The sequence below is a fragment of the Streptomyces lasalocidi genome (genome assembly GCF_005280215.1).
Classification (GTDB): domain Bacteria; phylum Actinomycetota; class Actinomycetes; order Streptomycetales; family Streptomycetaceae; genus Streptomyces; species Streptomyces longwoodensis.
In genome coordinates this window covers 7,565,186-7,590,519 of record NZ_SZNQ01000001.1, presented here as the reverse complement: position 1 = coordinate 7,590,519, position 25,334 = coordinate 7,565,186, and the positions used below count along the sequence as shown (strand labels likewise).

21 protein-coding genes and 1 pseudogene are annotated in these 25,334 nt (G+C 72.9%); 11 read left to right on the top strand and 11 right to left on the bottom strand.

From position 1 onward, the window contains the following. Positions 1 to 218: 218 nt before the first annotated feature. Positions 219 to 1,088, top strand: a complete 870-nt coding sequence (locus E4U91_RS34175; protein WP_137310382.1) for a class II glutamine amidotransferase — start codon at positions 219 to 221, stop codon at positions 1,086 to 1,088. Between the two features lie 115 nt (positions 1,089 to 1,203). Here the strand turns inward: E4U91_RS34175 and E4U91_RS34170 are convergent, their stop codons facing one another. The 3 genes from E4U91_RS34170 to E4U91_RS34160 all read right to left on the bottom strand — a co-directional run bounded on the left by E4U91_RS34170 (position 1,204) and on the right by E4U91_RS34160 (position 3,805). Next, on the bottom strand, positions 1,204 to 2,064 hold the full coding sequence (locus E4U91_RS34170; RefSeq protein ID WP_137310381.1) for a class I SAM-dependent methyltransferase: 861 nt from the start codon (positions 2,062 to 2,064) through the stop codon (positions 1,204 to 1,206). A gap of 140 nt (positions 2,065 to 2,204) precedes the next feature. Then, positions 2,205 to 2,798: an XRE family transcriptional regulator gene (locus E4U91_RS34165; protein WP_137310380.1), complete on the bottom strand. Its 594-nt coding sequence runs from the start codon at positions 2,796 to 2,798 to the stop codon at positions 2,205 to 2,207. Positions 2,799 to 2,872: 74 nt separating this feature from the next. Beyond that, positions 2,873 to 3,805: a LysR family transcriptional regulator gene (locus tag E4U91_RS34160; protein WP_137310379.1), complete on the bottom strand. Its 933-nt coding sequence runs from the start codon at positions 3,803 to 3,805 to the stop codon at positions 2,873 to 2,875. A 93-nt stretch (positions 3,806 to 3,898) separates the two neighbouring features. On the opposite strand from E4U91_RS34160, the gene E4U91_RS34155 reads away from it, so the two are divergent. Continuing rightward, positions 3,899 to 5,056: a nuclear transport factor 2 family protein gene (locus E4U91_RS34155; RefSeq protein ID WP_137310378.1), complete on the top strand. Its 1,158-nt coding sequence runs from the start codon at positions 3,899 to 3,901 to the stop codon at positions 5,054 to 5,056. A gap of 130 nt (positions 5,057 to 5,186) precedes the next feature. On the opposite strand, the gene E4U91_RS34150 is transcribed toward E4U91_RS34155, so the two are convergent. Then, positions 5,187 to 5,537: a cupin domain-containing protein gene (locus E4U91_RS34150; protein WP_137310377.1), complete on the bottom strand. Its 351-nt coding sequence runs from the start codon at positions 5,535 to 5,537 to the stop codon at positions 5,187 to 5,189. Between the two features lie 109 nt (positions 5,538 to 5,646). Then, a complete protein-coding gene (locus E4U91_RS34145) occupies positions 5,647 to 6,024 on the bottom strand; it encodes a MerR family transcriptional regulator (protein WP_137310376.1) in 378 nt (125 codons plus the stop codon). Between the two features lie 206 nt (positions 6,025 to 6,230). On the opposite strand from E4U91_RS34145, the gene E4U91_RS34140 reads away from it, so the two are divergent. From E4U91_RS34140 to E4U91_RS34130, 3 genes are read left to right on the top strand one after another with little or no spacing between them, the layout of a single operon-like run. Further along, positions 6,231 to 7,220: a magnesium and cobalt transport protein CorA gene (locus E4U91_RS34140; protein ID WP_137310375.1), complete on the top strand. Its 990-nt coding sequence runs from the start codon at positions 6,231 to 6,233 to the stop codon at positions 7,218 to 7,220. A 47-nt stretch (positions 7,221 to 7,267) separates the two neighbouring features. Next, positions 7,268 to 7,774 (top strand): DUF6584 family protein, encoded by a 507-nt coding sequence (locus E4U91_RS34135; protein ID WP_137310374.1) that lies wholly within the window; start codon positions 7,268 to 7,270, stop codon positions 7,772 to 7,774. 36 nt (positions 7,775 to 7,810) lie between these two features. After that, positions 7,811 to 8,251 (top strand): VOC family protein, encoded by a 441-nt coding sequence (locus E4U91_RS34130; protein WP_137310373.1) that lies wholly within the window; start codon positions 7,811 to 7,813, stop codon positions 8,249 to 8,251. A gap of 25 nt (positions 8,252 to 8,276) precedes the next feature. On the opposite strand, the gene E4U91_RS34125 is transcribed toward E4U91_RS34130, so the two are convergent. Further along, the gene (locus E4U91_RS34125) at positions 8,277 to 8,558 is read right to left on the bottom strand and encodes a hypothetical protein (protein WP_137310372.1); all 282 of its coding nucleotides are present in this window, start codon (positions 8,556 to 8,558) and stop codon (positions 8,277 to 8,279) included. 125 nt (positions 8,559 to 8,683) lie between these two features. Further along, on the bottom strand, positions 8,684 to 9,226 hold the full coding sequence (locus E4U91_RS34120; RefSeq protein ID WP_137311151.1) for an MOSC domain-containing protein: 543 nt from the start codon (positions 9,224 to 9,226) through the stop codon (positions 8,684 to 8,686). A gap of 280 nt (positions 9,227 to 9,506) precedes the next feature. Here E4U91_RS34120 and E4U91_RS34115 point away from each other — a divergent pair, with 280 nt between their 5' ends. Beyond that, positions 9,507 to 10,241, top strand: coding sequence for a dienelactone hydrolase family protein (locus E4U91_RS34115; RefSeq protein ID WP_137310371.1), 735 nt, complete (start codon positions 9,507 to 9,509; stop codon positions 10,239 to 10,241). Positions 10,242 to 10,318: 77 nt separating this feature from the next. On the opposite strand, the gene E4U91_RS34110 is transcribed toward E4U91_RS34115, so the two are convergent. Beyond that, positions 10,319 to 10,960 (bottom strand): carbonic anhydrase, encoded by a 642-nt coding sequence (locus E4U91_RS34110; protein ID WP_137310370.1) that lies wholly within the window; start codon positions 10,958 to 10,960, stop codon positions 10,319 to 10,321. 178 nt (positions 10,961 to 11,138) lie between these two features. On the opposite strand from E4U91_RS34110, the gene E4U91_RS34105 reads away from it, so the two are divergent. Both E4U91_RS34105 and E4U91_RS34100 read left to right on the top strand, forming a co-directional pair. Continuing rightward, the gene (locus E4U91_RS34105; RefSeq protein ID WP_137310369.1) at positions 11,139 to 11,351 is read left to right on the top strand and encodes a hypothetical protein; all 213 of its coding nucleotides are present in this window, start codon (positions 11,139 to 11,141) and stop codon (positions 11,349 to 11,351) included. 77 nt (positions 11,352 to 11,428) lie between these two features. Next, positions 11,429 to 12,472 carry a LacI family DNA-binding transcriptional regulator gene (locus tag E4U91_RS34100; RefSeq protein ID WP_137310368.1) on the top strand — a complete coding sequence of 348 codons (1,044 nt, stop codon included), beginning with the start codon at positions 11,429 to 11,431 and terminating at the stop codon, positions 12,470 to 12,472. Positions 12,473 to 12,508: 36 nt separating this feature from the next. Here the strand turns inward: E4U91_RS34100 and E4U91_RS34095 are convergent, their stop codons facing one another. From E4U91_RS34095 to E4U91_RS34085, 3 genes are all read right to left on the bottom strand, one after another. Further along, positions 12,509 to 14,947, bottom strand: a complete 2,439-nt coding sequence (locus E4U91_RS34095) for a beta-glucosidase family protein (RefSeq protein WP_137310367.1) — start codon at positions 14,945 to 14,947, stop codon at positions 12,509 to 12,511. An 83-nt stretch (positions 14,948 to 15,030) separates the two neighbouring features. Beyond that, positions 15,031 to 16,125, bottom strand: coding sequence for a DUF1996 domain-containing protein (locus E4U91_RS34090; protein ID WP_137310366.1), 1,095 nt, complete (start codon positions 16,123 to 16,125; stop codon positions 15,031 to 15,033). Between the two features lie 130 nt (positions 16,126 to 16,255). After that, on the bottom strand, positions 16,256 to 18,439 hold the full coding sequence (locus E4U91_RS34085) for a discoidin domain-containing protein (RefSeq protein WP_137310365.1): 2,184 nt from the start codon (positions 18,437 to 18,439) through the stop codon (positions 16,256 to 16,258). A 1,203-nt stretch (positions 18,440 to 19,642) separates the two neighbouring features. Between E4U91_RS34085 and E4U91_RS34080 the strand changes: the two genes are divergently transcribed. The 3 genes and pseudogenes from E4U91_RS34080 to E4U91_RS39330 form a co-directional block, all read left to right on the top strand. Then, positions 19,643 to 23,677 (top strand): amino acid adenylation domain-containing protein, encoded by a 4,035-nt coding sequence (locus E4U91_RS34080; RefSeq protein WP_241678781.1) that lies wholly within the window; start codon positions 19,643 to 19,645, stop codon positions 23,675 to 23,677. A gap of 62 nt (positions 23,678 to 23,739) precedes the next feature. Further along, a complete protein-coding gene (gene epsC, locus E4U91_RS34075) occupies positions 23,740 to 24,348 on the top strand; it encodes a serine O-acetyltransferase EpsC (protein WP_137310363.1) in 609 nt (202 codons plus the stop codon). An 82-nt stretch (positions 24,349 to 24,430) separates the two neighbouring features. Then, positions 24,431 to 25,315 (top strand): annotated as a pseudogene (locus tag E4U91_RS39330) (ATP-grasp domain-containing protein); the annotation flags it as partial. Positions 25,316 to 25,334: the final 19 nt, after the last annotated feature.

Here is a 25,334-nt window from a genome sequence, read left to right as displayed (position 1 = left end):
GGCGAAGGACGTTGCCCGGCACGCGAGGACGCCGCGCGACAGGCCGGGATCCGGTGGCACCGACTCCGGGGCCCGGGCCGGCGCCGACGCGGGCCTGCGGGACGGGCGTACGGAACCGGAACGCCTACGGCGCGGGTACCCGGGATGACCGCCGACCCGGCCGACACTGACCGTACGACGCGAGCCGGGAAGACCGGCCGACCCGCAGGGAGGACACCGTGTGCCGACTGTTCGGCCTCAGCAGCGCCCCGCACCGTACGCACGCCACCTTCTGGCTGCTCGACGCTCCCGACAGCCTCAGCCGGCAGAGTCGCCGTGACCCCGACGGCACGGGCCTCGGCTACTTCAGCGCCGACGGCACCCCGCGCACCGACAAGGCGCCCCTGGCGGCCTACCGCGACCAGGCCTTCGCCCGGGAGGCGCGCGAGGTGGAGTCGACCACCTTCGTCGCCCACGTGCGCTTCGCCTCCACCGGCAGCCTGGACACGCGCAACACCCACCCCTTCGAGCAGGACGGTCGGCTCTTCGCCCACAACGGGGTCGTCGAGGGACTCGACGAGCTCGACGACCACCTGGGCGAGGACCGGTCGCTGGTGCGCGGCGACACCGACTCCGAGCGGGTGTTCGCCCTGATCACCCGCGAGATCCGGCGCCATGACGGCGACATCGGCGCGGGCCTGCGCCAGGCCGTCGGCTGGATCGCGGCGAACCTGCCCGTCTTCGCCCTCAACCTGATCCTCACCACCCCCGACGAACTCTGGGCGCTGCGCTACCCCGACACCCACGAGCTGTACGTCCTCGACCGGCCGGCCGGCGGTGAGCACGGCAACCGGCACCTCGACCACAGTGGCAGTCACGGGCGTCTGCGCGTCCACTCCGCGAAGCTGACCGGTCAGCACGCCGTGGTCGTCGCCAGTGAGCGCATGGACGACAGCCCCCGCTGGAGCCCGCTGGAGCCCGGAGAACTGCTCACGGTCGGCCGTGACCTGCGCGTCAGCCGGCAGATCGTGCTGCCCGACCCTCCCGCACACCGGCTCACGCTGGACGACCTGCACCCGGAGGCGGCCGCCTCCCAGCGGGCGGCCTGAGGTCAGGCCGGGTCGAGGGGCAGGCAGCGAGGGCCGGGGCGACGGGGGCGGCCGCGCCGCGCTTCCCGGCTCTTCGGCCCTCCCCGGCCCCCGGTGGGGCCGTCGGGCGGGCGCGTCAGGTGCGGCGCGCGGCCCAGACGGTGCGTTCGGTGCGTACGACCAGGTCGTCGCGGCGCAGGATGCTGTGCGGGCCGTTGGTGTCCAGGAGTCGGTCGAGCGCTGTGAGGTCCTCGGGGTTGAGCGAGGTGGCGACGGCACCGCGGATGCGCCGCAGGCCGGCGAGGGCATAGGGGCCGACCGCTTCGCTTCCGGTGCCCTCGATGTCCACGGCGACGGTGCGCAGGCCCTCGACGGTGAAGCCCGCGGCCGTCAGCATCGGCCCCCAGTCGGCACCCCGGTGGGGCATGTGCTCCGTCTGGAGGCGGTCGACCACGGCGTGGCAGCGCTCCTCCAGTCCCGGCCGGCCGTCCGGGGCGCCCTCGGGGAGGAAGCGGGGGAAGCCGGCCAGCTCGACGACGGCGAACACACCACCGGGCGCCAGCAGTTCGCGGACGGCGCCCAGTGCGTGCTCGGGGTCGGCCAGGTGGTGCAGGGAGGCCGACGCCCACACCAGGTCCGGGGTACCGAGGTCGGGCCACGCGGTGGCGTCGAGGTCGGCCTGCACGGTGCGCACCCGCTCCTCCAGACCACGGGCGCACGCCTTCGCCCGCAGGCGTCGCAGATGTCCGGCGGACGCGTCCACGGCGGTGACGTAGGCGTCGGGGAAGCGGTCGAGGAGGGCGAAGGTGCCGGCGCCCGTGCCGCAGCCCAGGTCCACGACCTGGCGCGGGCCGGTCCGCAACGGCAGCCATGCGGCGATGGAGGCGGTGTGTCCGGCGAGGACCTCGGCGTCGAGGTCGAGGATCTCCGCCAGCCCGTCGGAGTCGTCGGGCTCGTGGTGGACGTGCTGGTGGGTGTGCGGGTGCGCTTGGCTCATGCCATCACGCTAGGACGCTCATGCGCGCTTGGCATGCCCCGTCCCGGTCTGCGCAAGGAGATCGGTGCCTGCGCTGCCCGATGCGCAAGGGGCCGCGCCGGCCGTGACCCGCGCCAGTCACCGCCGTGCCGCCCAGCAGGTCATCCACCGGCGCCCTGAGCGTTGCCGTCGTCGGCCCCTTGCTGGTGGCCACGGCGTGCGTCGCGGTCGAAGATGCCGAGGACGTCGCACGGGCCGCCCTCGGCGCCGATGGCGTGGGGCATCATCGTCGGGAACTCGGCGGCCTGGTTGGTCTCGACACGGAAGCGGCGGTGGCCGAGCAGCAGGACCGCGGTGCCGGACAGGACGACGAGCCACTCGCGTCCGGGGTGGGCGCGCATGCGCGACGGGTTGTCCGGCGGTGGCTCGGTCAGGCGCTGGCGCACCACGCTCATGCCCGGGTCGCCCTTCACCAGCCAGCGCATCGAACCGCGGGCGGCGTCGATCGTCGGGCTGATGATCACGTGGTCGGCGGCGGTCTCCACGAGCTGGTCCAGCGTGGTGTCCAGGGCACGGGCGAGGGTGACGAGCTGGTCCAGCGCGAGACGCCGCTGACCGTTCTCGATACGGCTCAGGGTGGACTGGCTGAGATGGGCGCGGGTGGCCAGCTCGTCGAGGGACCACCCCTGCGCCATCCGCAAGGCGCGGATCCGCTTGCGGACGAGACCGTCCAGATCACCTTCTTCTTGCGTCATGGGCAACAGGGTATGCCGGGGCGGCATGCGCAGCAGCTCCGCGGGGTGCGGTTCCCGCATCCTGAAGTGCTCACTCAGTCCATCGTGCAGGAACGGGCCACGGCGGCGGACCCGTCCGGACGGTGCGGGACGAAGGCCCCGGCCAGCAGGTCGAGCAGCGGGGCCGCGAGCGGGTGGACGTCCCGGTGCGGGGTGATCGTGTAGATGCCGCGGCTGGGCGGGTCCACGAGGCCCACGGTGGTGACGTCGGCCCGCAGCGCCCGCGTGAGGACGCCGGGGATCAGCGCGATGGCGTGGCCCGTGGCGACGAGGGCCAGTTTGCCGGGCAGGTCGGCGGCGGTGAGGTCGATGCGGGCGTCGACCCCGGCCCGGGCGGCGTGCCGGCGCAGGAGCGCCGCCGAACCGTCGTTGTCCTCGGCCCAGGTCTCGTCGGCCAGCGCCGCGACGGGCACCCGTCCGTCCCCGGCCCGGGCGTGGCCGAGGGGCAGGACGACGACCATCTCGTCCAGCCCGAGGAACCGGCGTTCGACCCTCGGGTCGGCGGGCAGCCCGGGTGGGGCGTCGGTGATGACGGCGAGGTCGAGGTCACCTGCGACCACCCGGCCGTGCAACGGGGCGCTCAACGCGGGGACCAGGCTCCAGCGGACGGGCCCTTCCCGCCGCAGCAGGTCGCGGACGGCTTCGGGAACGAGCCCCGCGGCCAGGGAGGGTGTCGCCCCGATGGCCAGGGGCCGGTCGCCCCGCCCGTCGCGCACGTCCCGTACGGCGCGAACGGCACGGTCGGCCTCGTTGAGCGTCGCCACCGCGTGGCGCCGGAACACCTCACCGGCCGCAGTGGGACGCACCCCGCGTGCGTGGCGCTCGACCAGGGACACTCCGAACTGCCGTTCCAGTCCGGCGATCTGGCGTGAGACGGCCGACTGGGTGTGGTGGAGCTCCGTGGCCGCCGCCGACAGCGAACCGAGTCGGCACACGGTCACGAACGTGCGCCACACCGTCAGATCCATGACCGCAGTATGCCCGGGCCATGCGAGGGTCGCAGAGCTGCCCTGCCACATGTGCGCTTGTCGCAGACGACGAGGTGTCCCACCGTTGCCCGCATGACCACACGAGATGCGATCGCCGTCCTCGGTCTGGGGCGCATGGGCGGTGCGCTGGCGAGGCGACTCGCCGCCCAGGGCTGGGACGTCGTCGGCTGGACACGCTCGGGGCGGGCACCGGGGGCCGTCACGGTGACCGGGAAGGCCCAGGATGCCGTGGCCCGGGCCGGCGTCGTCCTGCTGGCGCTGTTCGACGGCCCGGCGTGCCGGGAGGTTCTCGACGACACCCGTGACTCCTTGCGACCGGACACGATCGTCGTCAACACGAGCACCATCGGCCCCGCCGAAGCAGCAGGCCTCGCCGGGCAGTTCGGCCCGTCCTACGTCCACGCGCCCGTGCTCGGCTCGGTGTCGGCGGTCGCCGCGGGCACCCTCCGGATCCTCGCCGCGGGGGACCAGGACGTCCTCGCACGGGTCCGGCCGGTACTGGAAGCGCTGGGCACCGTCCGGGACGCGGAGGACGCCGCCACCACGGCGGCGCTCAAGCTCATCGCCAACAATGGCCTCGCGGGAGCCGTCCTGGCGCTGCGCGACGCGTTGCGGCAGGCCGACGCACTGGGCCTGCCCCGGGACCGGACGCTGGACGTCCTCGAACTCGGCGGGCTGGGCGGGCTGGTGGCCCGCAAGCGGCCCTTCCTCGTCGGCGGAACCTCCGCGGCGCCGGCCGAGTTCACGATCGGCGCGCTGGCCAAGGACATGGCGCTGCTGGCCGCGGCGTCGGACAGTCCGCTGCGCAGTGCGACGGGCGTGCTGGACGGACCTGTTGACCCGCAGGCCGACATCGCGGCAGCGGCGACGGTGCCGGCCGTCGGGGACGCCGTCCTGGCGCCCCTGCGGGCCTACCTCCGCGGACACGCCACCGGTGATCCCGCCCACTTCCGTGCGGCGTTCCTGCCGTCCGCCCACGTGGAGGGGGTGCGGGACGGCGAGTTCGTCTCCTGGAGCCTGGACGAGTACTGCGCCCGCTTCCCCGGCCGGCCGGCGCCGGACGAGCCGTACCGCTCCCGGCGCATCGACGCGATCGACATCCACGGGACGGTCGCGACCGCGACCATGACGCTCGCCCACGGCGCGGACACGTTCACCGACGTGTTCCTGCTGGTCCACGGTGAGGACGGCTGGCGCATCGCCAACAAGGCCTACCACCGGCACGCTTGAGGGGCAGCGACACCTCGCCGGGTCCGCAGCGTGGGCGAATCGTTCGCCTACTGGTAGCAGGGGGTTGCCGCACAGGACGGGGGTGCCGACATTCGTCTGGCAAGTGTGCGGTAGCCGCCGTGTTCCCGCGTCACACGCGGACCGCGTACACCTTCCTCAGCGTCTCGTGCACCGTCCACGTGGTGCGGTCGCCCTCCCGCAGTACGGCCATGTCACCGGGCTCGAGGTGCAGCGTCGGCCCGTCCTGCACCTCCACCGTCGCCGAACCGCTGACCACGACGAACATCTCGTCCGCCTCGGTGTCGGTGACCACTCCCGGTGTGATCTGCCAGATCCCTCCCAGTCGGCCGCTGTCCTCCGACCCCCACAGGACCTTCCCGGCCACCGTGGGGGTCCCGGACACGATCTGCTCCGGATCGAGGGGCTCTGCTTCGAGTTCGGCGTCGGGAACGTGGAGGGCGAGGGTCTGCGCGAGTGACATGCGGCGACCCTAACCAAGGGGCCCGCCGCCACGGGGGCGACAGGGTGTGCGGAGTTGCCCCGCCAGGCCAGACGTTGTGTCCCGGCGCAGCACCGCCGCGGGGCCGCGCCTACGGGTGCGTGTCCGTTTGCGCGATGACCTGGTCGAGGCGGTCCCGGGCGGCCTCCAGCTCGTCGATCCTGGCCTGGATGCGCTCGCGCTCGGCGCGCAGCATGGCGCGCTGGTCGGCGTCGGTGTGCCCGGCGTCCCAGCACGGCAGGAGTTCGGTGATCCTGCGGCTGGTCAGGCCGGCGGCGTACATCTGCTGGAAGAAGCGGACCCGGGCGATGGCGTCCTGCCGGTACAGGCGCTGTCCGGCGGGGCTGCGGTCCGCGGTGAGCAGCCCCTGCTGCTCGTAGTAGCGCACGGCGCGCACCGAGACGCCGGCGCCCCGCGCCACCTCGCCGATGCGCATCAGCCGCTCGGTCCCGTCCACCGCGACGGACATGGTGGCCCCTCTCACCCCGGTTCCGGCAGTCGGCGCTTGCCCCTGACGCCGACGTCAGGTTTCAGCGTACCGGGCATGGACATCGACCACTCCACCGCCCTTGTCACCGGAGCCAACCGCGGTGTGCGCCCGCCCGTAGCGACCTCCGTCCGGCGGAGGCCGGCCGCCGGGGCATGAAATGCCGAGGTCGAAGCATTCGGAGGGGCATGGAGTGCGCGATCTATCAGGAGCTGACGGATGAGTGGGAGCAGATCGACTGCCGGCAGGAGGACGGCGGGTGCAAGGCCACCCTGGCCCGCCTGGCGGACCTGAGGCCCGACGAGTTCGCCTGGATCCGCATGGACGAACCCGGGCAGGAGGAGCTCCGGCAACTGGCCGACCACCTGGGGCTGCACCGGCTCGCCGTGGAGGACGCGGTCCACGCCCACCAGCGGCCGAAGCAGGAACGCTACGGCGACGTGCTGGCCGTGGCGGTCAAGACCCTGTGGTTCGTCGAGCGGACGTCGGACGTCGAGACGGGTGAAGTGATGATCTTCCTCGGCCCGTCCTTCGCCCTGACCGTCCGGCACGGCGCGGCCGACCCCGCCGCCGAGGCCGCGCGGCGCCTCGCGCAGCAGCCCGACCTCGCGCGGCTCGGCCCGGTGAGCGTGCTGCACGCGGTGACCGACGTCGTCGTCGACGCCTACACGCAGGCCGCCGCCCAGGTGCGCACGGACCTGACCGAGCTGGAGCGGTGCGTGTTCTCCCCCGCCCGCGAGGACCTCACCGAGCAGATCTACTCCCTCAAGCGGGAGGTGGTGGAGTTCCGCGACGCCATTCAGCCCCTGGTGCCGGTCCTCCAGCCCTTCGCGACCGCACGGCAGGACTGGCCGCACGAGGTCGCGCCGTACTTCCGTGACGTCGCCGACCACCTCACCCGCGCCGACGCCGAGGTCCGCGCCATGGACGACCTGCTGTCCTCCGTCCTGGACGCCCACCTCGCGAAGGTCAGCACCTGGCAGAACGACGACATGCGGCGCATCAGCGCCTGGGCGGCCATCTTCGCCGTACCCACCATGGTGGCCGGCATCTACGGCATGAACTTCGCCCACATGCCCGAGCTCGACTGGCGCTACGGCTACCCGTGCGCGCTCGCCGTCATGGCACTCGGCGCTGGCTTCCTGTACCGGGCCTTCCGCCGCAACGGCTGGCTGTGAGGGAAACCGGGTCGACGGTGGTCGCCGCCGTACCCGATCATGCGGTCATGCCCTTGAGAGACACCCTTGCCCGGGTCGACGCGGACCTCGCCGCCGGCCGGGTCCCCCTTGCGCGCCAGCGCCTGCGCGGGCTCGTGTCGTCGTACCCCGACGACCTGACGCTCCGCCGGCGCCTGGCCGAGGTGTACCGCCTCTACGGCGACCGGGCGGAAGCGGGCCGCTGGTCGTACCTGGAGGAGGACCGGGAGGCGGCGGAGACCTCCGCCTTCGAGGCGCGCTACCCCACGGCCCCGCAGCGCATGCGGGCACTGGCGTGGAAGGGGCCGGAGTCGCTCGCCCCGACCGCCTTCGCCAGGGAACAACTCGCGGGCGTCCGGGCAGCCTGCTCCGACGCCATGGGACGCCCCGTCGACTGGGACGCGCTGCCCTCCGCCCAGGAGGCGGACGGCACGGGCAGCACCGTCACCGGCTTCCTGGCCGGGGCGGGATGCCTGGTGGCGGCGCTGGCGTTCCTCGCGATCTGGGTGAACGGACTCCTGGCCCTCTTCGACTGACGTCGACTGCCGGCCCGGCTCGGTAGCATCCCGCGCATGGCCATCACACTCGAGAACGTCGGCATCGCCGTTCGCGACATCGAAGCCGCGATCTCCTTCTTCACCGACCTCGGCCTCACGGTCCTCGGCCGTGACACGGTCCAGGGTGAGTGGACCGACACCGCCGTCGGCCTCGACGGCAACCACGCCAAGATCGCGATGCTCCAGACCCCGGACGGCCGCGGCCGCCTGGAGCTCTTCGAGTACATCCATCCCGACGCGATCGAGACGGAGCCCACGCGCCCCAACGAGATCGGCATGCACCGCGTCGCCTTCTCGGTCGACGACCTCGACGCGGCGCTCGCGACGGCCGCGCGGCACGGCTGCCGTCCGCTGCGCGGGGTGGCGACGTACGGGGACGTCTACCGGCTGACGTACCTGCGCGGTCCCAGCGGCATCCTGGTGATGCTCGCCGAGGAACTGAAGAAGCAGGACTGACAGCCGGGCCGGTGCCGCCGGCGCTTCACGCCGTCGGCGCCACCGGCCGGGCCCGGTCGGTGGGTTCGAGCTCCAGCGGGTACAACTGGCTCCAGTACAGGCGCAGGACGTCCTCCGGGATCCCGGCGGACGCCTTCACCCGGTCACGGAAGGCCAGGTGCAACTCCTCGACCCGGTCCCCCACTTCCCCGGCCGCCCGCGGCCCGGACCGCCCGCCGCGGCCGGCCCACCAGCGCGCGGCGCAGGCCGCTCCGGCGGCCGCCGCGGCGGTGACGGCCAGTACCTCGCGCGACGAGATCACCCGCATGACACTCCCCGACTCTCCCGACCAGGCGCCCATGCATAGGAGGTGTCCCGAGCGCGGCCGTTCATGCCACCCCTGCGGGGAGCGTTCGGGTCACGTGCCGCCGCGTACCGCCTCGGCCCGAGGAGTCAGACCCGGTCCAGGGGGCGGTGCGGGCCCTCCGGGAGGCGGACGTCGATCGTGTCGCCCGGGCGCACCACACCGCCCTCCTTCACCACGCTCATGATCCCGGCCTTGCGGACCACGTTGCCGTGCTCGTCGCGCCCGACGACCTGCTTCAGCAGCCCGTCCTGGAAGCGGTCGATCTGCCGGCAGGGATTGCGCAGGCCGGTGACCTCCAGGACCGCGGAGTCGCCGATGTGCAGCAGGGTGCCCACCGGCAGGCCGAGCAGGTCGAGGCCGCGCGTGGTGATGTTCTCGCCCAGCTCGCCGGGCGCCACCTCGAAGCCGTCCGCGCCGACCTCGGTGAAGAGCTCCTCGTGGATGAGGTGCACCTGGCGCAGGTTCGGCTGGGTGGGGTCCTGCGCCATGCGGGAGCGGTGCTTGACCGTCACGCCGGCGTGGACGTCCCCCTCGACGCCGAGTCCGGCCAGCACCCTGATGCTGTCCCGGTTCGGCTTGGTGAACGAGTACGCGCCGTTGCTGCTCACTGCCGTGACTACCCCGGTCATGCCCGACATCCCCTCGTCGTCCTGGTGATCAGTCACGAGCCTAGACCTGACGCCGCCCGCACACGCGGGGCCCCTCGGGCCCTCGGGCCCCCCACCGGGGAGGCCCCGGAAAATGCGTTGGCCGGCCGGGGCCGGCGCTGCTAGGTTTCCGGAGGCCGTGCGAGAGAACGAGGAGGTGGTACCCGTGAACACATCGACATGGGTGCTCCCCTCCGGGGTCACGGTCGGGCGATAGGTCGTCCGGGAGCGCCGTTCACGCGCACTCCCGAAAGGCACGACCGTGCACTTCACTTCCGAACAGCGTCTCGACGACGGCGTCCTCGCACGCGACTTCACCCTGGGCGAGATCCCCGGCACCCTGTGGACGCCCGCATCCGACGCCCCCGTCCCGCTGGTCCTGATGGCCCACAACAACGGCCTGCCCAAGGCGGACCCCCGGCTGGTGGCCCGGGCGCGCCACACCGCGGCGCGCGGCTACGCGGTGGCCACCATCGACGCCGCCGGGTGCGGCGACCGTCCGCGTTCCGCCGCCGCCGAACAGGCCCGCGCCGACCTCCGGCGGGCCGTGCAGGCCGGTCGGCCGGCCGACGAGCTCGACGAGATCTTCGAGTCCCTCGTCGGCCCGCTGGTCGCCGGCGCGGTGCCGGAATGGCGGGCGACCCTCGACGCCCTCCTCCGCCTCCCGGACATCGGCGGGCCGGTGGGGTACTCCGGTGGATGGGCCGCCCTCGGCATCCGGCTCGCTGTGGCCGAACCCCGCATCGTGGCCGCCGGTTTCTTCGCCGGGGGCTATGTGCCCCGCGCCCAGCGCGAGGAGGCCCGCCAGGTCACCGTCCCGCTGCTGTTCCTGCTGCAGTGGGACGACGAGGGCAATCCGCGGCGGCGGGCCCTGGACCTCTTCGACGCCTTCGGCAGCAAGGAGAAGACGCTGCACGCCAACCTGGGCGGCCACACGGGCACCCCGTCGTTCGAGCTGGAGGACAGCTGCCGGTTCCTGGACCGGCATCTGAAGTAGGACATGACGAAGGCGGCTGCCCGCCCCCTCGGGCGCGTCACCACCGCGCCCCGGGCGGGCAGCCGCCTCCGGTCGGGTCAGGTCGCTGCCGGGACCGCCGCGTCGAGGCCGCGGGCCGAGACGACCTGGGCGGTGCCGTCGGCCAGGCGGTAGCGCAGGCCCACCACCGCGGTCCGCCCGGCGGCGACCTTCTCGGCGAGGGACCGGGAGCGCTCGAGGAGCTGGTCGACGGTGCGCCGCACGTGCTCGGCGAGGATGTCGTCGGGCTCGGTCCGTCCGGCGGCCCGCGCCGCCAGCACGCTCGGGGTCACGCGCTCGACGACGTCGCCGACGTAGCCGCCCGGCGTCACGCCGTTCTCCAATGCGGCGCACGCGGCGCCGACCGCGCCGCACGAGTCGTGGCCCAGCACCACGACCAGCGGGCAGTTCAGCACCTCGACGCCGTACTCGACGCTGCCCAGCACTTCGCCGCCGGCCACGTGGCCCGCGGTGCGCACCACGAACAGGTCGCCCAGTCCGCGATCGAAGATGATCTCGGCGGCCAGCCGGGAGTCGGAACACCCGAACAGCACCGCGAAGGGCTGTTGGCCCGGCGCGGTCTCCGCGCGGCGGACGGCGTCCTGGTTCGGGTGCTCGGGCGTACCGGCGACGAAGCGCTGGTTGCCGGCCAGCAGCAGCTCGAAGGCTTCCTGGGGCGTCGGGGTCTCGATCTCGCTCATGGGGCGAAAGCCTAGAACCCCTGGCCAACGAACGCACGGCCTGGTCCCGCCTCGTCTCATCAGGTGGGAGACGCCCGCCCCGTGCGCGCACGCGGCGACGCCACCCGCATGGCCGTCCTGGGGGGCGTGGAGCGCCGTCCGGCATGCGCCCTGCCCGGTCACGGCGCACGCTGGTGCCATGCCCTCCATGCCACCTGTTGTCGTCTACCCGCCCGACGAGCGGGGCGGTCGCCGTGTGCGCATCGACAGCGAGATCTCCGGCATGGCGTACGGCGTCCGCGACGTGGCCGAGTTCCTGCGCCGCGCCGGCCTGGAGATCGAGCCGTCCGAGGTGACGCAGGCGGCGTGGATCGACTGGCGGGGTGGCGGCCCGGACGTGTGGACGCACTGATCCCGGCCCCCTGCCCCGCGGCCCCCGCTGCCCGGGCGATCTACCCAGCGTTTTCGCCGTGCCGTTACAGTGCACGCGTGAGTAGGCAGCCACCGACCCTGGAGGACGTCGCCCGAGCGGCGGGAGTGTCGCGGGCCACCGTTTCCCGGGTCGTGAACGGCGTGCGCAACGTCGATCCCGCCCTCCAGGAGATCGTGTTCCGGGCGATCGAGCTGACGGGGTACGCCCCGAACCGCGCTGCCCGCTCCCTGGTCATCCGGCGTGCCGAGACGGTCGCCCTGGTCATCTCCGGCGTCGGCGGCGCGGTGGACGACGAGGCACGGGAGGTGTTCGCCACGCGCGTGTTCACCGATCCGTTCTTCGGGCGGGTGGTCGGCGGCGTGATGAGCTTCCTGCGGCCGCGCTCGATGCACCCGGTGCTGATGCTGGCCGAGTCCGACGCCGACCGGCAGGAGGTGGTCTCCTTCCTGCGGCAGGGGCGGGCCGACGGCGCCCTGGTCGTCTCCACCCACCCGGACGACCCGCTGCCCGCGCTGCTCGCCGGGGCGAAACTGCCCGCCGTGCTGTTCGCCCGTCCCTCGCGGCCCGTTCCGCTGACCCACGTCGACCTGGACCATCGCACGGGCGGTGCGCTGGCCGCGCGGCACCTGCTGGCGCGCGGGTGCCGCAGACCGGCCACGGTGAGCGGGCCGCTCGACGTGCGGGCGAGCCGCGAGCGGCTGGCCGGCTTCCGCGAAGCCCTCGCGGACGGCGGGGTGACGGACGTGCCGCTCGCCGAGGGCGGTTTCACGCTCGCGAGCGGCATCGCGGGCATGGCCGAGCTGCTCGCCCGGCACCCCGACGTGGACGGAGTCTTCGCGGCCAACGACCTGATGGCACAGGGCGCTTGCCGGTTGCTGCGCGAGCGCGGGAAGCGGGTGCCGGACGACGTCGCCGTGGTCGGTTTCGACGACAGCGGAGTGGCCGTGACCTGTGAGCCCCCGCTCACCTCGGTCCGGCAGCCGGTGGAGCGGATGGCCGAGGAGATGGCCCGGCTCCTCGACAGCCAGGTGCGCGGCGAGTCGCAGGGCCCGACCGGTGTCGTCTTCGACCCCGAACTCGTCGTCCGCGCGTCCGCGTGAGCGCCGCGCGCAGGGTCGGCGGCCCCGGCCGCCCGCTCACGGCGCGCCCGTGACCGTGACCGGGCGTTCGCACCGGATGTCGCCCGCCGAGCGTCCGACCAGCAGCCGGTAGGTCCCCGGCTCGGTCCGCCACTCCTGGTCCCGCGTCGACCAGTGCCGCAGGGCGCGGGGCTCCACCACCACCTCCGCGGTCACCCGCTGTCCCGCCTCCGCGCCGACCGCCGCGTACCCGGCGAACCAGCGTCGCGGTCGTTCCACCGTGGAGCCGGGGCGCGCGAGGTAGACCTGGACCACTTCCCGTCCCGCCCGTGGACCCGTGTTGCGCAGGTGCACCCGGAGCGCGATCGGTGACCCCTCCGCCGCCAGGGGCGGCACGTCCACGGATTCGTACTCCCACCGGGTGTAGCCGAGTCCGTGGCCGAACCAGTACGCCGGTTCCCGGCCCGTCCGCAACCAGGCCCGGTACCCGACGTGCAGGCCCTCGTCGTACGGCAACTGCCCGCGTGTCGGGCGGGTTCCGGTGACGGGTGCGTCGGCGAGCCGTGCCGCCCAGGTGGTGGGCAGGCGGCCCCCGGGTTCGGCGCGGCCGAGGAGGACGTCGGCGATGCCGGCGCCGGCCTCCTGGCCGGGGAACCAGCTGAGCAGGAGGGCTGCGACCCGGTCCCGCCAGGGCAGTTCGACGGGGCCCCCGCTGTTGACGACCGCGATGGTGCGCGGGTTGGCCGCGGCCACGGCCCGCACCAGGTCGTCGTAACTGCCGTCCAGGGCCAGCGAGGTGCGGTCGTGGCCCTCGCCCTCGCTGTGTTCGGTGGTGCCGACGAAGACGATCGCGGCGTCCGCGCCGTCGGCCGCGGCCGCCGCCTCGGCCAGGGCGGCCCGCACGTCGGGGGCGGGCGGGCCGGCCGCGAGGACGGTGGCGCGCCCGTCGCCGGGCAGCAACTCCCGTCGCGCCACGACGTGGACGGGCCGCAGCGAGGTGAGGGGGGTACGGGCCGTTCGCAGCGGCGGGGTGACGTGCACGATCGCCGGATCGTCGGTCTGCCGGGGGAACGCGTCGTCGAGCAGGGTCCGGTCGTCCACCCGGAGGGTCATCCGGCCGAACCCGCCGACGCCGAACGTCCAGGTGCCGGTGGTGTGCGGGCGCAGCAGGGCGCTGATCTCCACGGTGTGCGCGCCCGCCACCAGGGTCGGTTCGGGCTGGCGTCCGGACAGCCGTCGTTCCGCGTGGAGTTCGCGGCCGTCGCCGTCCAGCAGCCGTACCAGCACGCCCGGGGCGCCCGAGCGCGGATCGGTGCAGTGGTCGGGGGTGACCGGGCCGGGCGGTACGTCGAGGGCGGGGCCCGGGGCGTGGACGACGCGGGCCCGGCCGCGCAGGGCGCTGCGCAGGGCGTCCAGCGGGGTGACCGTTCCCGTCGGGTGGACCTCGGCGCTGCCGCCCCCTTGGGTGCGGGGCGTGGCCGCGTGGGCGCCGATGACGGCGACGGTGGACAGGGCCGCGGGGTCCAGGGGAAGGACGTCGTCGTGGTTGCGGAGCAGGACGCTCGCCGCGGCGACGGTCCGGCGCAGCAGCGCCCGGTGGCCGCGGTGCCCGCGGGCGGGGACCGTCCGGGGGCGGTGCGGGCCGAGGGCGCCGACGCGTGCGGCCAGCCGCAGCAGGCGCCGTACCTTGTCGTCGACGGCCTGCTCCGGGACCTCGCCCGCGCGGACCGCGTCGGTCAGGGAGGTGGCCCACGGGCTGTCCGGGCCGGGCATGGCCAGGTCCAGTGCGGCGCGGGCGGTCTCCCGCGTGGTGCGCACGGCGGCCCAGTCGGAGACGACGACCCCGTCGAAGCCCCAGTGGGCCTTCAGGACCTCCGCGAGCAGCGGACTGGCGGTCATGGTGGTGCCGTTGACGCTGTTGTACGCGGCCATGACGAGCCACACGCCCGCCTCCACGGCTCGCTCGAACGGCGCCAGGTAGACCTCGCGCAGGACGCGGTCCGGGACCCGGACGTCGACGGTGAGGCGGTCGGTCTCGGAGTCGTTGGCGACGAAGTGCTTGGCCGTGGCCGCGACGCCCTGGGACTGGATGCCGCGGATCAGCGCGGCGCCGGTGCGGCCGGTCAGTTCCGGGTCCTCGGAGAAGCACTCGAAGTGCCGGCCACCGAGCGGGCTGCGGTGCAGGTTGAGGGTGGGCGCGAGGACGACGTGCACCCCTTTGCGGATCGCCTCGGCCGCGAGGAGGCGGCCCAGCTCGGTGAGGAGTTCCTCGTCCCACAGCGCGCCGAGGGCGGATGCCGAGGGCAGCAGCGCGGAGGTGCGCCGCTCGTCCCAGGACTCCCCGCGCACCCCGGCCGGCCCGTCGGAGCAGACCATCGCCCGCAGCCCCAGGTCCGGTTCGGCGGCGGTGCGCCAGGTGGTGGCGCCGGTGAGCAGGCGCACCTTCCGGTCGAGGCCCAGCTTGTCGACCAGCCGGTCGAGTTGTTCGTCGTTCATCCCACCCCTTGTCGGCGACGGAGGGCCCGGTCCCGCCGCCGCCGGGCGGCGGGGGGACCGGGCCGTGCGGCGGCGGCCGGTGCTCAGGGCAGCCGGTAGTCGCTGTTGAGCGTGGCACCCGCTTCCGGGTGCGTCTGGTCGTAGCCGCGCGCGTCGCACTGCAGGCCGCCCACGATGCAGTGGTCGACCAGCGCCTTGAGGGTGCGGTCCTCCCAGGCGTTGAAGAAGTCGTAGTGGAAGGAGTAGCCACGCCCGCTGGCCAGGCGGACCTGGGACATGTCGCCGTTGACCGGGAAGGCCATCTTGAACTCGATCATCGGCAGGGCGACGGGGTGGTCGGCGGGGCACATGTTGTCGTTGGTGCCGGGCTTGACCACCGGGTACGCCATGTGGCTCTTGTGGTCCGGGGTGTCCAGGTACTTTCCGTCCCAACAACTGGGCGCCTGGAAACGGATGTTGAGCTGGACGTCGGCCCGGCTCGGACAGCCGGCCGGGAAGTCGACGTTGAAGTAGCTGTCGCCGCACTCCCAGCCCTCGACGAAGCCGCGGTGGTGGCGGAACTCGTCGGCGCTCTGCATCGGGTTGCCCACCACGAAGCGCAGGCCCTTGGGGAAGGGCCGCACGCTGGTGTAGTCGGTGACGCCGGCCTTGTAGTAGATGGTCTGCGGGCCGACGGGCAGGATCTTGCGGTCGCCGTTGTACAGCGACGGCATCCAGTAGCCGGAGGCGTCGGCGGGCGCCTTGCAGGTGGTGGCGCCGCCGCTGAGGGAGGCGGTGGTGCTGTTGGCGTTGGTCGAGGTGTTGCCCATGAAGGTGTGGTCGTGGGACTTGCCGGGCTGGCCGGGGTAGACGATCGGGTCGTCGGGCGCGGTGTGGGTGACCGAGCAGTTGGCCTGGAACTCGTGGAAGTAGCGGGTCGGCGGGGTCGCCGTCGACGGGGTGACGCCGGTGACCTGGGGGACCGCCGGGATGTAGCCGTCGCCGTCCGGGTCGTCGCCGGACGCCTGGGTGGACACCGCCATGGTGTGCCCCAGGTGGGCGACGGAGGTGGCCGCGGTGGCGGCCCGGCCGGTGTGCGCCTCGGTGGTGGCGGAGGCGATGGTGCCGACGCCGAGGACCGTGGCGACGAGGGCGGTGCCGAGGAGGAGTGCGGGGAGCCGGCGTGGACTCGATCTCATGGGATCTCCTGCCCGTGAGGTGGGTGGAAGGGGGGTGGGGACCGCGTCGCGCCGGGGCGCCACGCGGCGGTGACGAGCGGTCCGGTGGCGCCGGGCCGGGTACGGGGCCCGCCGTCACCGGACGGGTGCGTCAGCCGTAGATGCCGATCTCGTGCAGGGAGTAGCCCCAGCCGGTGCCGCGCGCCGTGAGCTGGAGGCGGACGTAACGGGCCGTTCCCGCGAGGCCGATGGTGTCCACGTCGCCGTCCCCGGCGGTGGTGGCGTACGCCGAGCGCCAGGTGGTGCCGTCGTCCGAGAGCTGCACCGTGTACGCCTTGCCGTAGGCGGGGTCCCAGACCAGCTGGAGGGTGCGCAGCGCCTTGGCCGCGCCGAGGTCGACCTGGATCCACTGGGGGTCGCTCCAGTCGCTGGCCCAGCGGGTGTCGGCGCGTCCGTCGACAGCCAGTTGGGGCGTGCAGGGGCAGTCGCCGTAGGACTGCTGGGAGGAGGACGCGGTGGCCGGGCGGTTCAGCGCGAGGTTGGTGCCGCTGACCGGCGGGGCCACCACCCGCACGGACCTGGTCTCGATGCCGGCGTTGCCGTGGCCGTCCTCGGCCTGGACGTACACCTTCCACACGCCGAGCTTCTGCGGGGCGGTGACGGCGAAGGTGCCGTTGCCGGTGGACCGCCACTGCGCGGCCACGAGTCCCTTGTCGCCGTTCGCGTAGTTCCCGCTGAGGAAGATCTTGTACGTCACCGGGTCGCCGTCGGGGTCGCGCACGTCGGCGTGCACGGTGAACTCGCCGCCCGCCGGGGCGGAGGTGGCGGGGCTGACGGTCATGTTGCTGAGCACCGGGGGCGTGTTGCCGACGGCGGTCGTGCCGGTGTAGGCGCGCTTCACCGCGTAGTACGACAGCCGCTTCAGCCCGTCGGGCACGAGGTTGAACCAGACGCCGCCGAAGTCGTGTTCGGTGCCGTAGTGGAAGAGGGTGGCGCCCAGGGCCACGCCCTGGTGGCCGGTGACGCAGTTCCACGCCCTGGTGTAGCCGTCGGCCTTCTGCACGTCGGTCGGTTCGTCGGGGACGCCGTTGACGTCGTTCGGCACCTCCCACTCCCCCGCCGGGCCGGTCTCGGTGATGATGTACGGCTTGGTGTAGCCGCCGTCGATCCAGTCCTGGCGCACCTTGCAGACGTTGCTGTACGAGTTCATCGCGTACAGGTCCAGGTCGGGCGCGTTGCGCTTGTAGTACGGCCAGGCGCCGGTCCACGCGTCGGTGGAGGTCACCGGGTGGTCGGGGTCGATGCTGTGGATCTTCTTGGCGACGTCGTTGACGAAGCTGGTGTAGGCGTTGCGCTCCGCCTCCAACTGGGCGCCGCTGTAACAGTTCTGGAGTCCGAGGACGGACTCGTTGCCGACGTTCCACATCAGCGTCGCCGGGTGGCTCTTGTAGGTGTCCACCCACTTGGCGAACTCGGTGAGCGCGTTGGTCTTGTACGTGGTGTCCGTGACGTAGTCGACGCAGCCACCGGCGCCCGGGCCGCCGCCCGGCTGGAGCCAGAAGCCGTTGATGACCCGGATGCCGTTGGCGGCGGCGCTGTCCAGGAGCGGCTTGGTGGAGGCGTCGGTGCCCCAGGTGCGGATCGTGTTGGCGCCCATGGCCTTCACGTCGGGCAGGTAGGTCGGCCCGGCCGAGGCGGCGGGGCCCCAGGTCACGCCCTTGACGGTGTACGGCTGTCCGCCCACGGTGAGGCGCCAGTTGCCCTGGGTCCCCTCGACCTTGACGGCGCCGCCGGGCGGGGGCTGGGTGGTGCCGCCGCCGGCGGAGCCGTAGACCTGGAATTCCCACAGCGAGTAGCCGTATCCGCCGGCCCGGGCGATGCCCTGCATCCGGACGTAGCGTCCCGTGCCGGACAGGGCGAGGTCGTCGCTGCCGCCGTCGCCGCCGGTCACCGTCTTCAGGGTGCGCCAGTCGGTGCCGTTGTCGGACGCCTGGATCGCGTAGTCCTTGCCGTAGGCGGCCTCCCAGGTCAGGACGACCCGGCTGAGCGTGGCCTGTTGGCCGAGGTCGACCTGGATCCACTGCTGGTCGCTCCACTGGCTGGCCCAGCGGGTGCCGGTGAGGTTGCCGTCCACCGCAGCGGCGGGGGCGTACCCGTCGCCTTCCTGCGAAGAGGCGGTGGCGGGCCGGCCCTGGGAGAGCAGGGTGTCGGCGGCGTGGGCGGCCGGGGCGAGCGCGAGGGTGGTGAGCGAGGAGGCGAGGAGGAGCCCGGCCGCGAGGAGGGCTCCGCCGGTGCGGCGGCGGGCTGGGGGGTCGGTGAGGGAGGCTCTGGACACGCGTGCTCCTGGTTCGTTCGCCGTGCGGGGAGGCGGGGTGGGGGTGGCGGCGGGCGGGGCTGGGTGCTGCGTCGGCTCTCGGAACGCCGAGTGGGAGAGCGCTCTCCGACCATGCCGCGCGGTCCTGGAGCGGTCAAGAAGGTGGGCAGGTTTTTCTTCGACCTTGTTTCAAGCCTTGAAGTGAGGGGGGACCGCCTGTCGCCGCCGGGTCCACCGGCCGTCGCCGCGACGTCGCGGACAGGGACCGTCGGGGGCGCCGGCCGACCATGGCGTCGGCAATGGACGAGTGGGCCGATTCCCAGGATCAGGCAAAGAATGGCGCATGCTGTACGGTTCTCGGCCCGCATCGCGGTCGGCGACCAAGGCTCGATTCCGTCGCCGAATCGGCCGCCGGAGCGGAATCAAGAAATCCGACCGGCTCCGTCTGTTGCAGCTTTATGAACGCTGCCTTACAGCGCACCCCCACCCGGCCGGCGACAGCCGGAATATCGCACCCCGGGAATTCACGGCAGCAGAGAGTCGCCGGTGTGCGGGTGCGACAGACCGTGAGACCGACTCGCACCGCTTGTCCCCACGGCGGACGCCCTGGCGCGGTCCACAGGAAAGCCTGCACCCGTCATCCCGGTGACAAGAACCGGAGCAAAGCCGTTCACTTTGCAGCCAGAAAGACTCACGCCTGTACCGCCCGATCGGCGGAAGCCTGACGGCAAGCGGAACAAACCGGACGCGCCGGGCAGTTGTGTGGTCTCGCGTCGGCCACCGCCGTCGTGTACGTTCCGATCGATCACGCAAAGTACTGACCTGTTTTGGCCTGAACGGCGCCCTCCCACGGGAGTTGTACGGTTGGCGCAGGCACACCGGTTCGACAGGGGGAGGCGTACACGCATGTCTGCACCATGTCTTGAGTACGTGCAGAATCCCCGGGTCCGATGTACGGCGACGCCGGCGACGTTCTGAGGGCCGACTCCGCACCGCACGGCCCCAGCGGTTCCTTCCGGCGACCGATTCACTGAACGAGCGCCGCACCGACCTTTTCCCGGCTGCCTGACCGCGGCCGGAGCCCACCACACCGAACGCGCCTTTCGCCTGCCCCGATGCCGTGGCCGTGTTACGCGCGTCGACTCCACCTGCCCTAATTCAAGGCTCCAACGTGACGAATTCCAGGTTCGAAGGATGATGGCGAAACCAACGGGGTCCGGAGAATTGTCCCTGTCAGAAATGCTGCGCGCGGCCACCGCCGCCCAGCCCGACCGGACTGCCGTCTCCTGTGGCACGGAGCGGCTCTCCTTTCAGCAGCTCAGTGAGCGCAGTGAGGATGTGGGCGCCCACCTGCGGCAGCTCGGTGTGAGGGCGAACGAACCCGTCGGCATCTTCATGGAGCCGTCCGTCGACCTCATGGCGAGCGTCTGGGGCGTCCTGCACTCGGGCGCCGCGTACCTGCCGCTGTCGCCGGAGTACCCGGACGAGCGGGTGCGGTACATGGTCGCGGACTCGCGGACCGAGGTCGTCCTGACCGCGGAGTCCCTGGTGCCCCGGCTGACCGCGCTGACGCCGCCCGGGACGCGGATCGTCACCGTCGCCGACAGCCGGGTCCAAACGGAGGGGCCCGCCGACGGCGTGACCGCCGTGCCGACGGCGCTCGAACCCGCGCGGGGCGACTCCCTCGCGTACGTCATCTACACCTCGGGGAGCACCGGCAACCCGAAGGGCATCGGCATCGAACACCACAGCATCGTCAGCCAGATGCGGTGGCTGGCCGAGGAACAGGGCCTGGACGAGCGCAGGACGGTGCTGCAGAAGACGCCGCTGAGCTTCGACGCGGCCCAGTGGGAGATCCTCGCCCCGGCCTGCGGCAGCAGCGTGGTGATGAGTGAGCCGGGGATCTACGCCGACCCCGGTGGGCTCATCGACCTGATCGTGGCGCACCGGGTCACCACCCTGCAGGGGGTGCCGACGCTGCTGCAGGCGCTCGTCGACACCGGCCGGCTGTCCGACTGCGCCTCGCTCACCCACGTCTTCAGCGGCGGCGAGGCGCTCACCAGGACCCTGGCGGTCGAACTCCTCGACGCCCTCCCGCACGTCGACCTGGTGAACCTGTACGGACCGAGCGAGTGCACCATCAACGCGTCGGCCCACACCGTGGACCGCGACACCGTCCACGAGGGCCCCGACCACGTCACCATCGGCCGGCCGGTCCCGGGCATGAGCTTCCACATCCTCGACGCGGCCCGCCGACCGGTGGCGCCGGGCGAGTCGGGTGAACTCCACATCGCAGGACACCAGTTGGCACGCGGGTACCTCAACAACCCCGAGCTGACGGCACAACGCTTCATCGCCAACCCGTTCTCCTCGGACCCGGCGTCCGCCCGTCTGTACCGCACCGGCGACCTGGCCCGCTGGAACGACGACGGCACCGTGCAGTTCCTCGGCCGGACCGACAGCCAGGTCAAGCTGCGCGGCTTCCGGGTCGAGCTGGACGAGATCAAGGTGTCCATCGAGAAGCACGAGTGGGTGAAGCGGGCCGCCGTCCTGGTCCGGGACGACGCCCGGGTCGGCGCCAACCTGATCGCCTTCATCGAGCTCGACCCGCAGCGCGCCGCGCTGATGGACCAGGGCAACCATGGCAGCCACCACCAGTCGAAGCAGAGCAGGCTCCAGCTCAAGGCCCAGCTCGCCGACCTGGGGGTCCGTCAGGACGACGGCGGGTCCGTAGTCGAGCTGCCCGGCCGCGCGGCCACGGCAGAGCAGCGGCGCACGGTGTTCGCCCGCAAGACGTACCGGTTCTACGAGGGCGGCGAGGTCACCCGCGCCGACCTCCTGGCCCTGCTGGCCCGCCCGGAGGGGCAACCGGCCGCGCACCGGGACCCGGCCACCCTGGGGTTCTCCGAACTCGGCACGCTGCTGCGCTGGTTCGGTCAGTTCCCAAGCGGCGAACGGCTGCTGCCCAAGTACGGGTACGCCTCCCCCGGCTCGCTGTACGCCACCCAGCTGTACCTGGAGCTGTCCGGTGTCGCCGGCCTCGACCCGGGTTTCTACTACTACCACCCGGTCGAGCACCGGCTCGTGCTGATCGAGCCGGCCGCGGCCGGCGAGCCCAGGCTGCGGGTCCACTTCGTCGGACGCCGGTCGGCGATCGAGCCGGTCTACCGCAACAACATCCAGGAAGTCCTCCAGTTCGAAGCCGGCCACATGGTCGGCCTGTTCGACCACGTACTCCCCGAGTACGGGCTGCGCATCAACCCCGGCCCGGTCACGCCGGAGGTCAAGGACCACCTGCGCTGCCCGGACGAGGACTACTACCTCGCGACGTACGAGGTGGAGTCGGCCGCGGCGCCGGCCGTCCCCAGCCCGGTCGAGCTGTACGTGCAGGCCCACCCCGACCGCGTCGCGGACCTGCACGGCGGCCAGTACCGCTTCGACGGCGCCGAGTTGGTGCACGTGTCCGACGACCTGGTCCGCAAGCAGGACGTCATCGCCATCAACCAGGAGGTGTACGACCGGGCGAGCTTCGGCGTCAGTCTGATCGGCCGCGCCCCGGAGCCCTGGCAGCGCTACGTCGACCTCGGCCGGGAGCTGCAGCGCCTGCAGCTGAACGGTCTCGACGTGGGGCTGATGTCGTCCGGCTACAGCTCCGAGACCGGCAATCCCCTGCCGTCCGCCCGGCGCATCGCGGACATCGTCGACCTCGGCCCCGGCACGGCCTCCTACTTCGCCGTCGGCGGCCGCATCAGCGCCGAACAGCGGCTCAGCGAGGGGATGAAGGAGGACTCCGTCCACATGCGGGGGCCGGCCGAGATCGTCAAGGACAACCTCGCCGAGACGCTGCCCCCCTACATGGTGCCCAACCGGGTCACCGTGCTGGACGCCTTCCCGCTCACCCCGAACGGCAAGATCGACCACCAGGCGCTGCGCGAGCGCGACAAGGCGGCCGTCGACCACACCGAGGCACCGGTCGTCCCGCCCCGCACGCCCACCGAGGAGGCCATCGCCGCGCTCTGGGGGGCGGTGCTCCGCCAGGAGCGCGTCTCGATCCGGGACAACTTCTTCGCCGCCGGGGGCCACTCGCTGACCGCGGTCAACCTGGTCGGGCGGGTCAACCGGGAGCTCGGCAGCTCCCTGCCGCTCCAGGTGCTGTTCGACGCGCCGACCATCGCCGAGCTGGCCCGGCGCGTCGACCGGGAGCCCACGACCGCGCTCACCCGGCTGGTGCGGCTGCGCGCCGGGGACGGCGTCCGGCCGGTGTTCTGCTGGCCCGGGCTCGGCGGGTACCCGATGAGCCTGCGGCTGCTGGCCGGCCGGCTGGAGCTGGACCGGCCGTTCCTCGGGGTGCAGGCCCACGGCATCAACGAGGGCGAGGTGCCGTACCCGACGTTCGAGGAGATGGTCGCGAAGGACATCGAACTCGTCCGGCGGGTCCAGCCGGTCGGCCCGTACACCCTGTGGGGGTACTCCTTCGGTGCGCGGGTCGCCTTCGAGGTGGCCCACCAGCTGGAGCGCGCGGGCGAACAGGTCGACGAGCTGATCCTGATCGCGCCGGGCAAGCCGCCCGTGGAGGCCGGCGCCGAGCGGTCGGCGGGGGCGGCGGCCGGCTACGCGGACCCCACCTTCGTCTCGATCCTGTACTCGGTGTTCGCCGGGAACCTGGAGCGGTCGGCGGTCGAGGCGTGCCTGGCCGCGACCCGGGACGAGGACTCCTTCGTCGACTTCGTCTGCGGCCGGTTCGAGCACCTGGACCGTGACCTGGTGCGCCGCATCGTCGGCGTGGTGCGGACGACCTTCCCCTTCGAGTACGCCCCCGACGAGCTGGCCCGGCGCGGCGTCACCGCGCCGATCACCGTGCTCCGGGCCCGGGGCGACCAGGAGTCCTTCATCGACTCCGCCCCCGCACTGGCACGGACGTCCCTGCGGATCAGCCGGCTCCAGGCGGACCACTACGAACTGCTGCGCGCGCGGGGGATCGACGAACTCGTCTCCGCCCTGGACGCCGCGCGCCCCACCGGAAAGGCCATCGGAGTGCCCCACGTCAGCATCAAGCATTTCCCGAACAACCTCGCGGCCGACCAGATCTCCGCGCTCGTCGACGCGATCACCAGCGCCGTGCGCACCGCCTTCTCGGTCGACGAGGGCGCCGTGTCGATCGCCCTCGAACCGGTCGCCCAGGAGGCCTGGACCGAGCGGGTGTACATACCCGAGATCGTCCACGGCACGGCGAACCTGGTGAAGGCCCCCAACTACTGACGCCCGCCGCGGAATTCGACGTGCCACCGGGAAAGACCAGACATGACATTACGGAGCATCGCATGCGTAGCCTGATCGTCAGGGCGAGGGAGGACCTCTCCGTGATCGTCGCGCGGGACCCGTCGGTCCGCACCCGCGCGGAGGCGCTGCTGCACCCGGCCCTGCCGGCGCTGTGGACCCACCGGCTGGCGCACGCCCTCTACACCCGTGGGCACCGGCAGCTCGCCCGGCTCCTCGCCTACCTGGCGCGCGCGGTGACCGGCGGCATCGAGATCCATCCGGGCGCGAGGCTCGGCCGGCGCGTGTTCATCGACCACGGCGCCGCGGTGGTCATCGGGGAGACGGCCGAGGTCGGCGACGACGTCACGATCTTCCACCAGGTCACGCTGGGCTCGGTCGGCTGGTGGCGGGACGGGCGCCGGGCGGCCGGCGCGCGCCGGCACCCCGTGGTCGGCGACCGGGTGGTGCTCGGCACCAACGCGATCGTGCTCGGTCCGGTCACCGTGGGCGACGACGCGCTGGTCGGCGCGGGTTCGCTCGTCCTGGGCGACGTGCCCCCGGGCGCCCGTGTGATGGCCCCCCTGGGCGAGGTCACACCGCGCCTGTCGGCCGCGGACCGCGAGGAGGCGGACGAACTGCTGCGCGCGCTGGCCACCTCCGGGTGCTGGTGACGGCCGGCCCCGTCCCCCTCCCCGCACGTCGCCCGCCGTTCCAAGCCCCCCGACCACGCGTCGGCAGCCATCGGAGGCACACATGATTCACGTCGGTGTCGTGGAGAGCAATCTCTCCGGATCCGGCTTCGAGGGCCTGCAGATCATCAAGGAACTCGACTGCCGCGTCACCTTCTTCACCCGCGACCTGGACCGCTACCTGGCCGTGCCCGGCGGACCCGCCTACTTCGAGCAGTACGTCGACGAGATCGTCCACTGCGAGACGAACATCTACGAGGAGCTCCTGCCGCACGTGCACGCGGCCGGGGCGGAGCACCCCTTCGACGCGTTCCTCACCCTCGCCGAGTACGACGTGGTGGTGGCCGCCCAGGTGGCGGTCCACCTCGGGCTCCCCACGGTCAGCGTCGACGGCGTGGCGACCGCGCGCAACAAGGCGCTGATGCGCCGGCGCTGCGCCGAACTGGGCGTCGCCATCCCGGCGTTCCGCACCGTGCGCGACGCCGCCGAGGCGGAGGCGGCCGCGGCCGAGATCGGCCTGCCCTGCGTGGTCAAGCCGGCCGACGAGACCAGCAGCGCGGACGTACGGCTGGTCGACACCGCGGCGCAGGCCGCCGAGCACGTCGCGCTGATCCAGTCCCGCAGGGAGAACACCCGCGGCCAGGCGCGCTACCACGAGCTGATGGTCGAGGAGTACCTGAGCGGCCCCGAGGTCAGCGTGGAGGTGCTGGCCGACGGCGACCGCTACGAGGTCTTCGGCGTCACCGACAAGTCGGTCGTCGGCCAGGGCTACTTCGTCGAGCTGGCCCACACCTTCCCCTCCAGCCTGCCCGAGCCGCTGGTCCGCGCCTGCGGCGACCTGGCCGTCGAGGCGCTGCGCGCGGTCGGGTTCGACCTCGGCATGGCGCACGTCGAGATCAAGGTGACGCCGACCGGCCCCAAGCTCATCGAGATCAACCCCCGGCCCGCCGGCGGCAAGATCACCTACC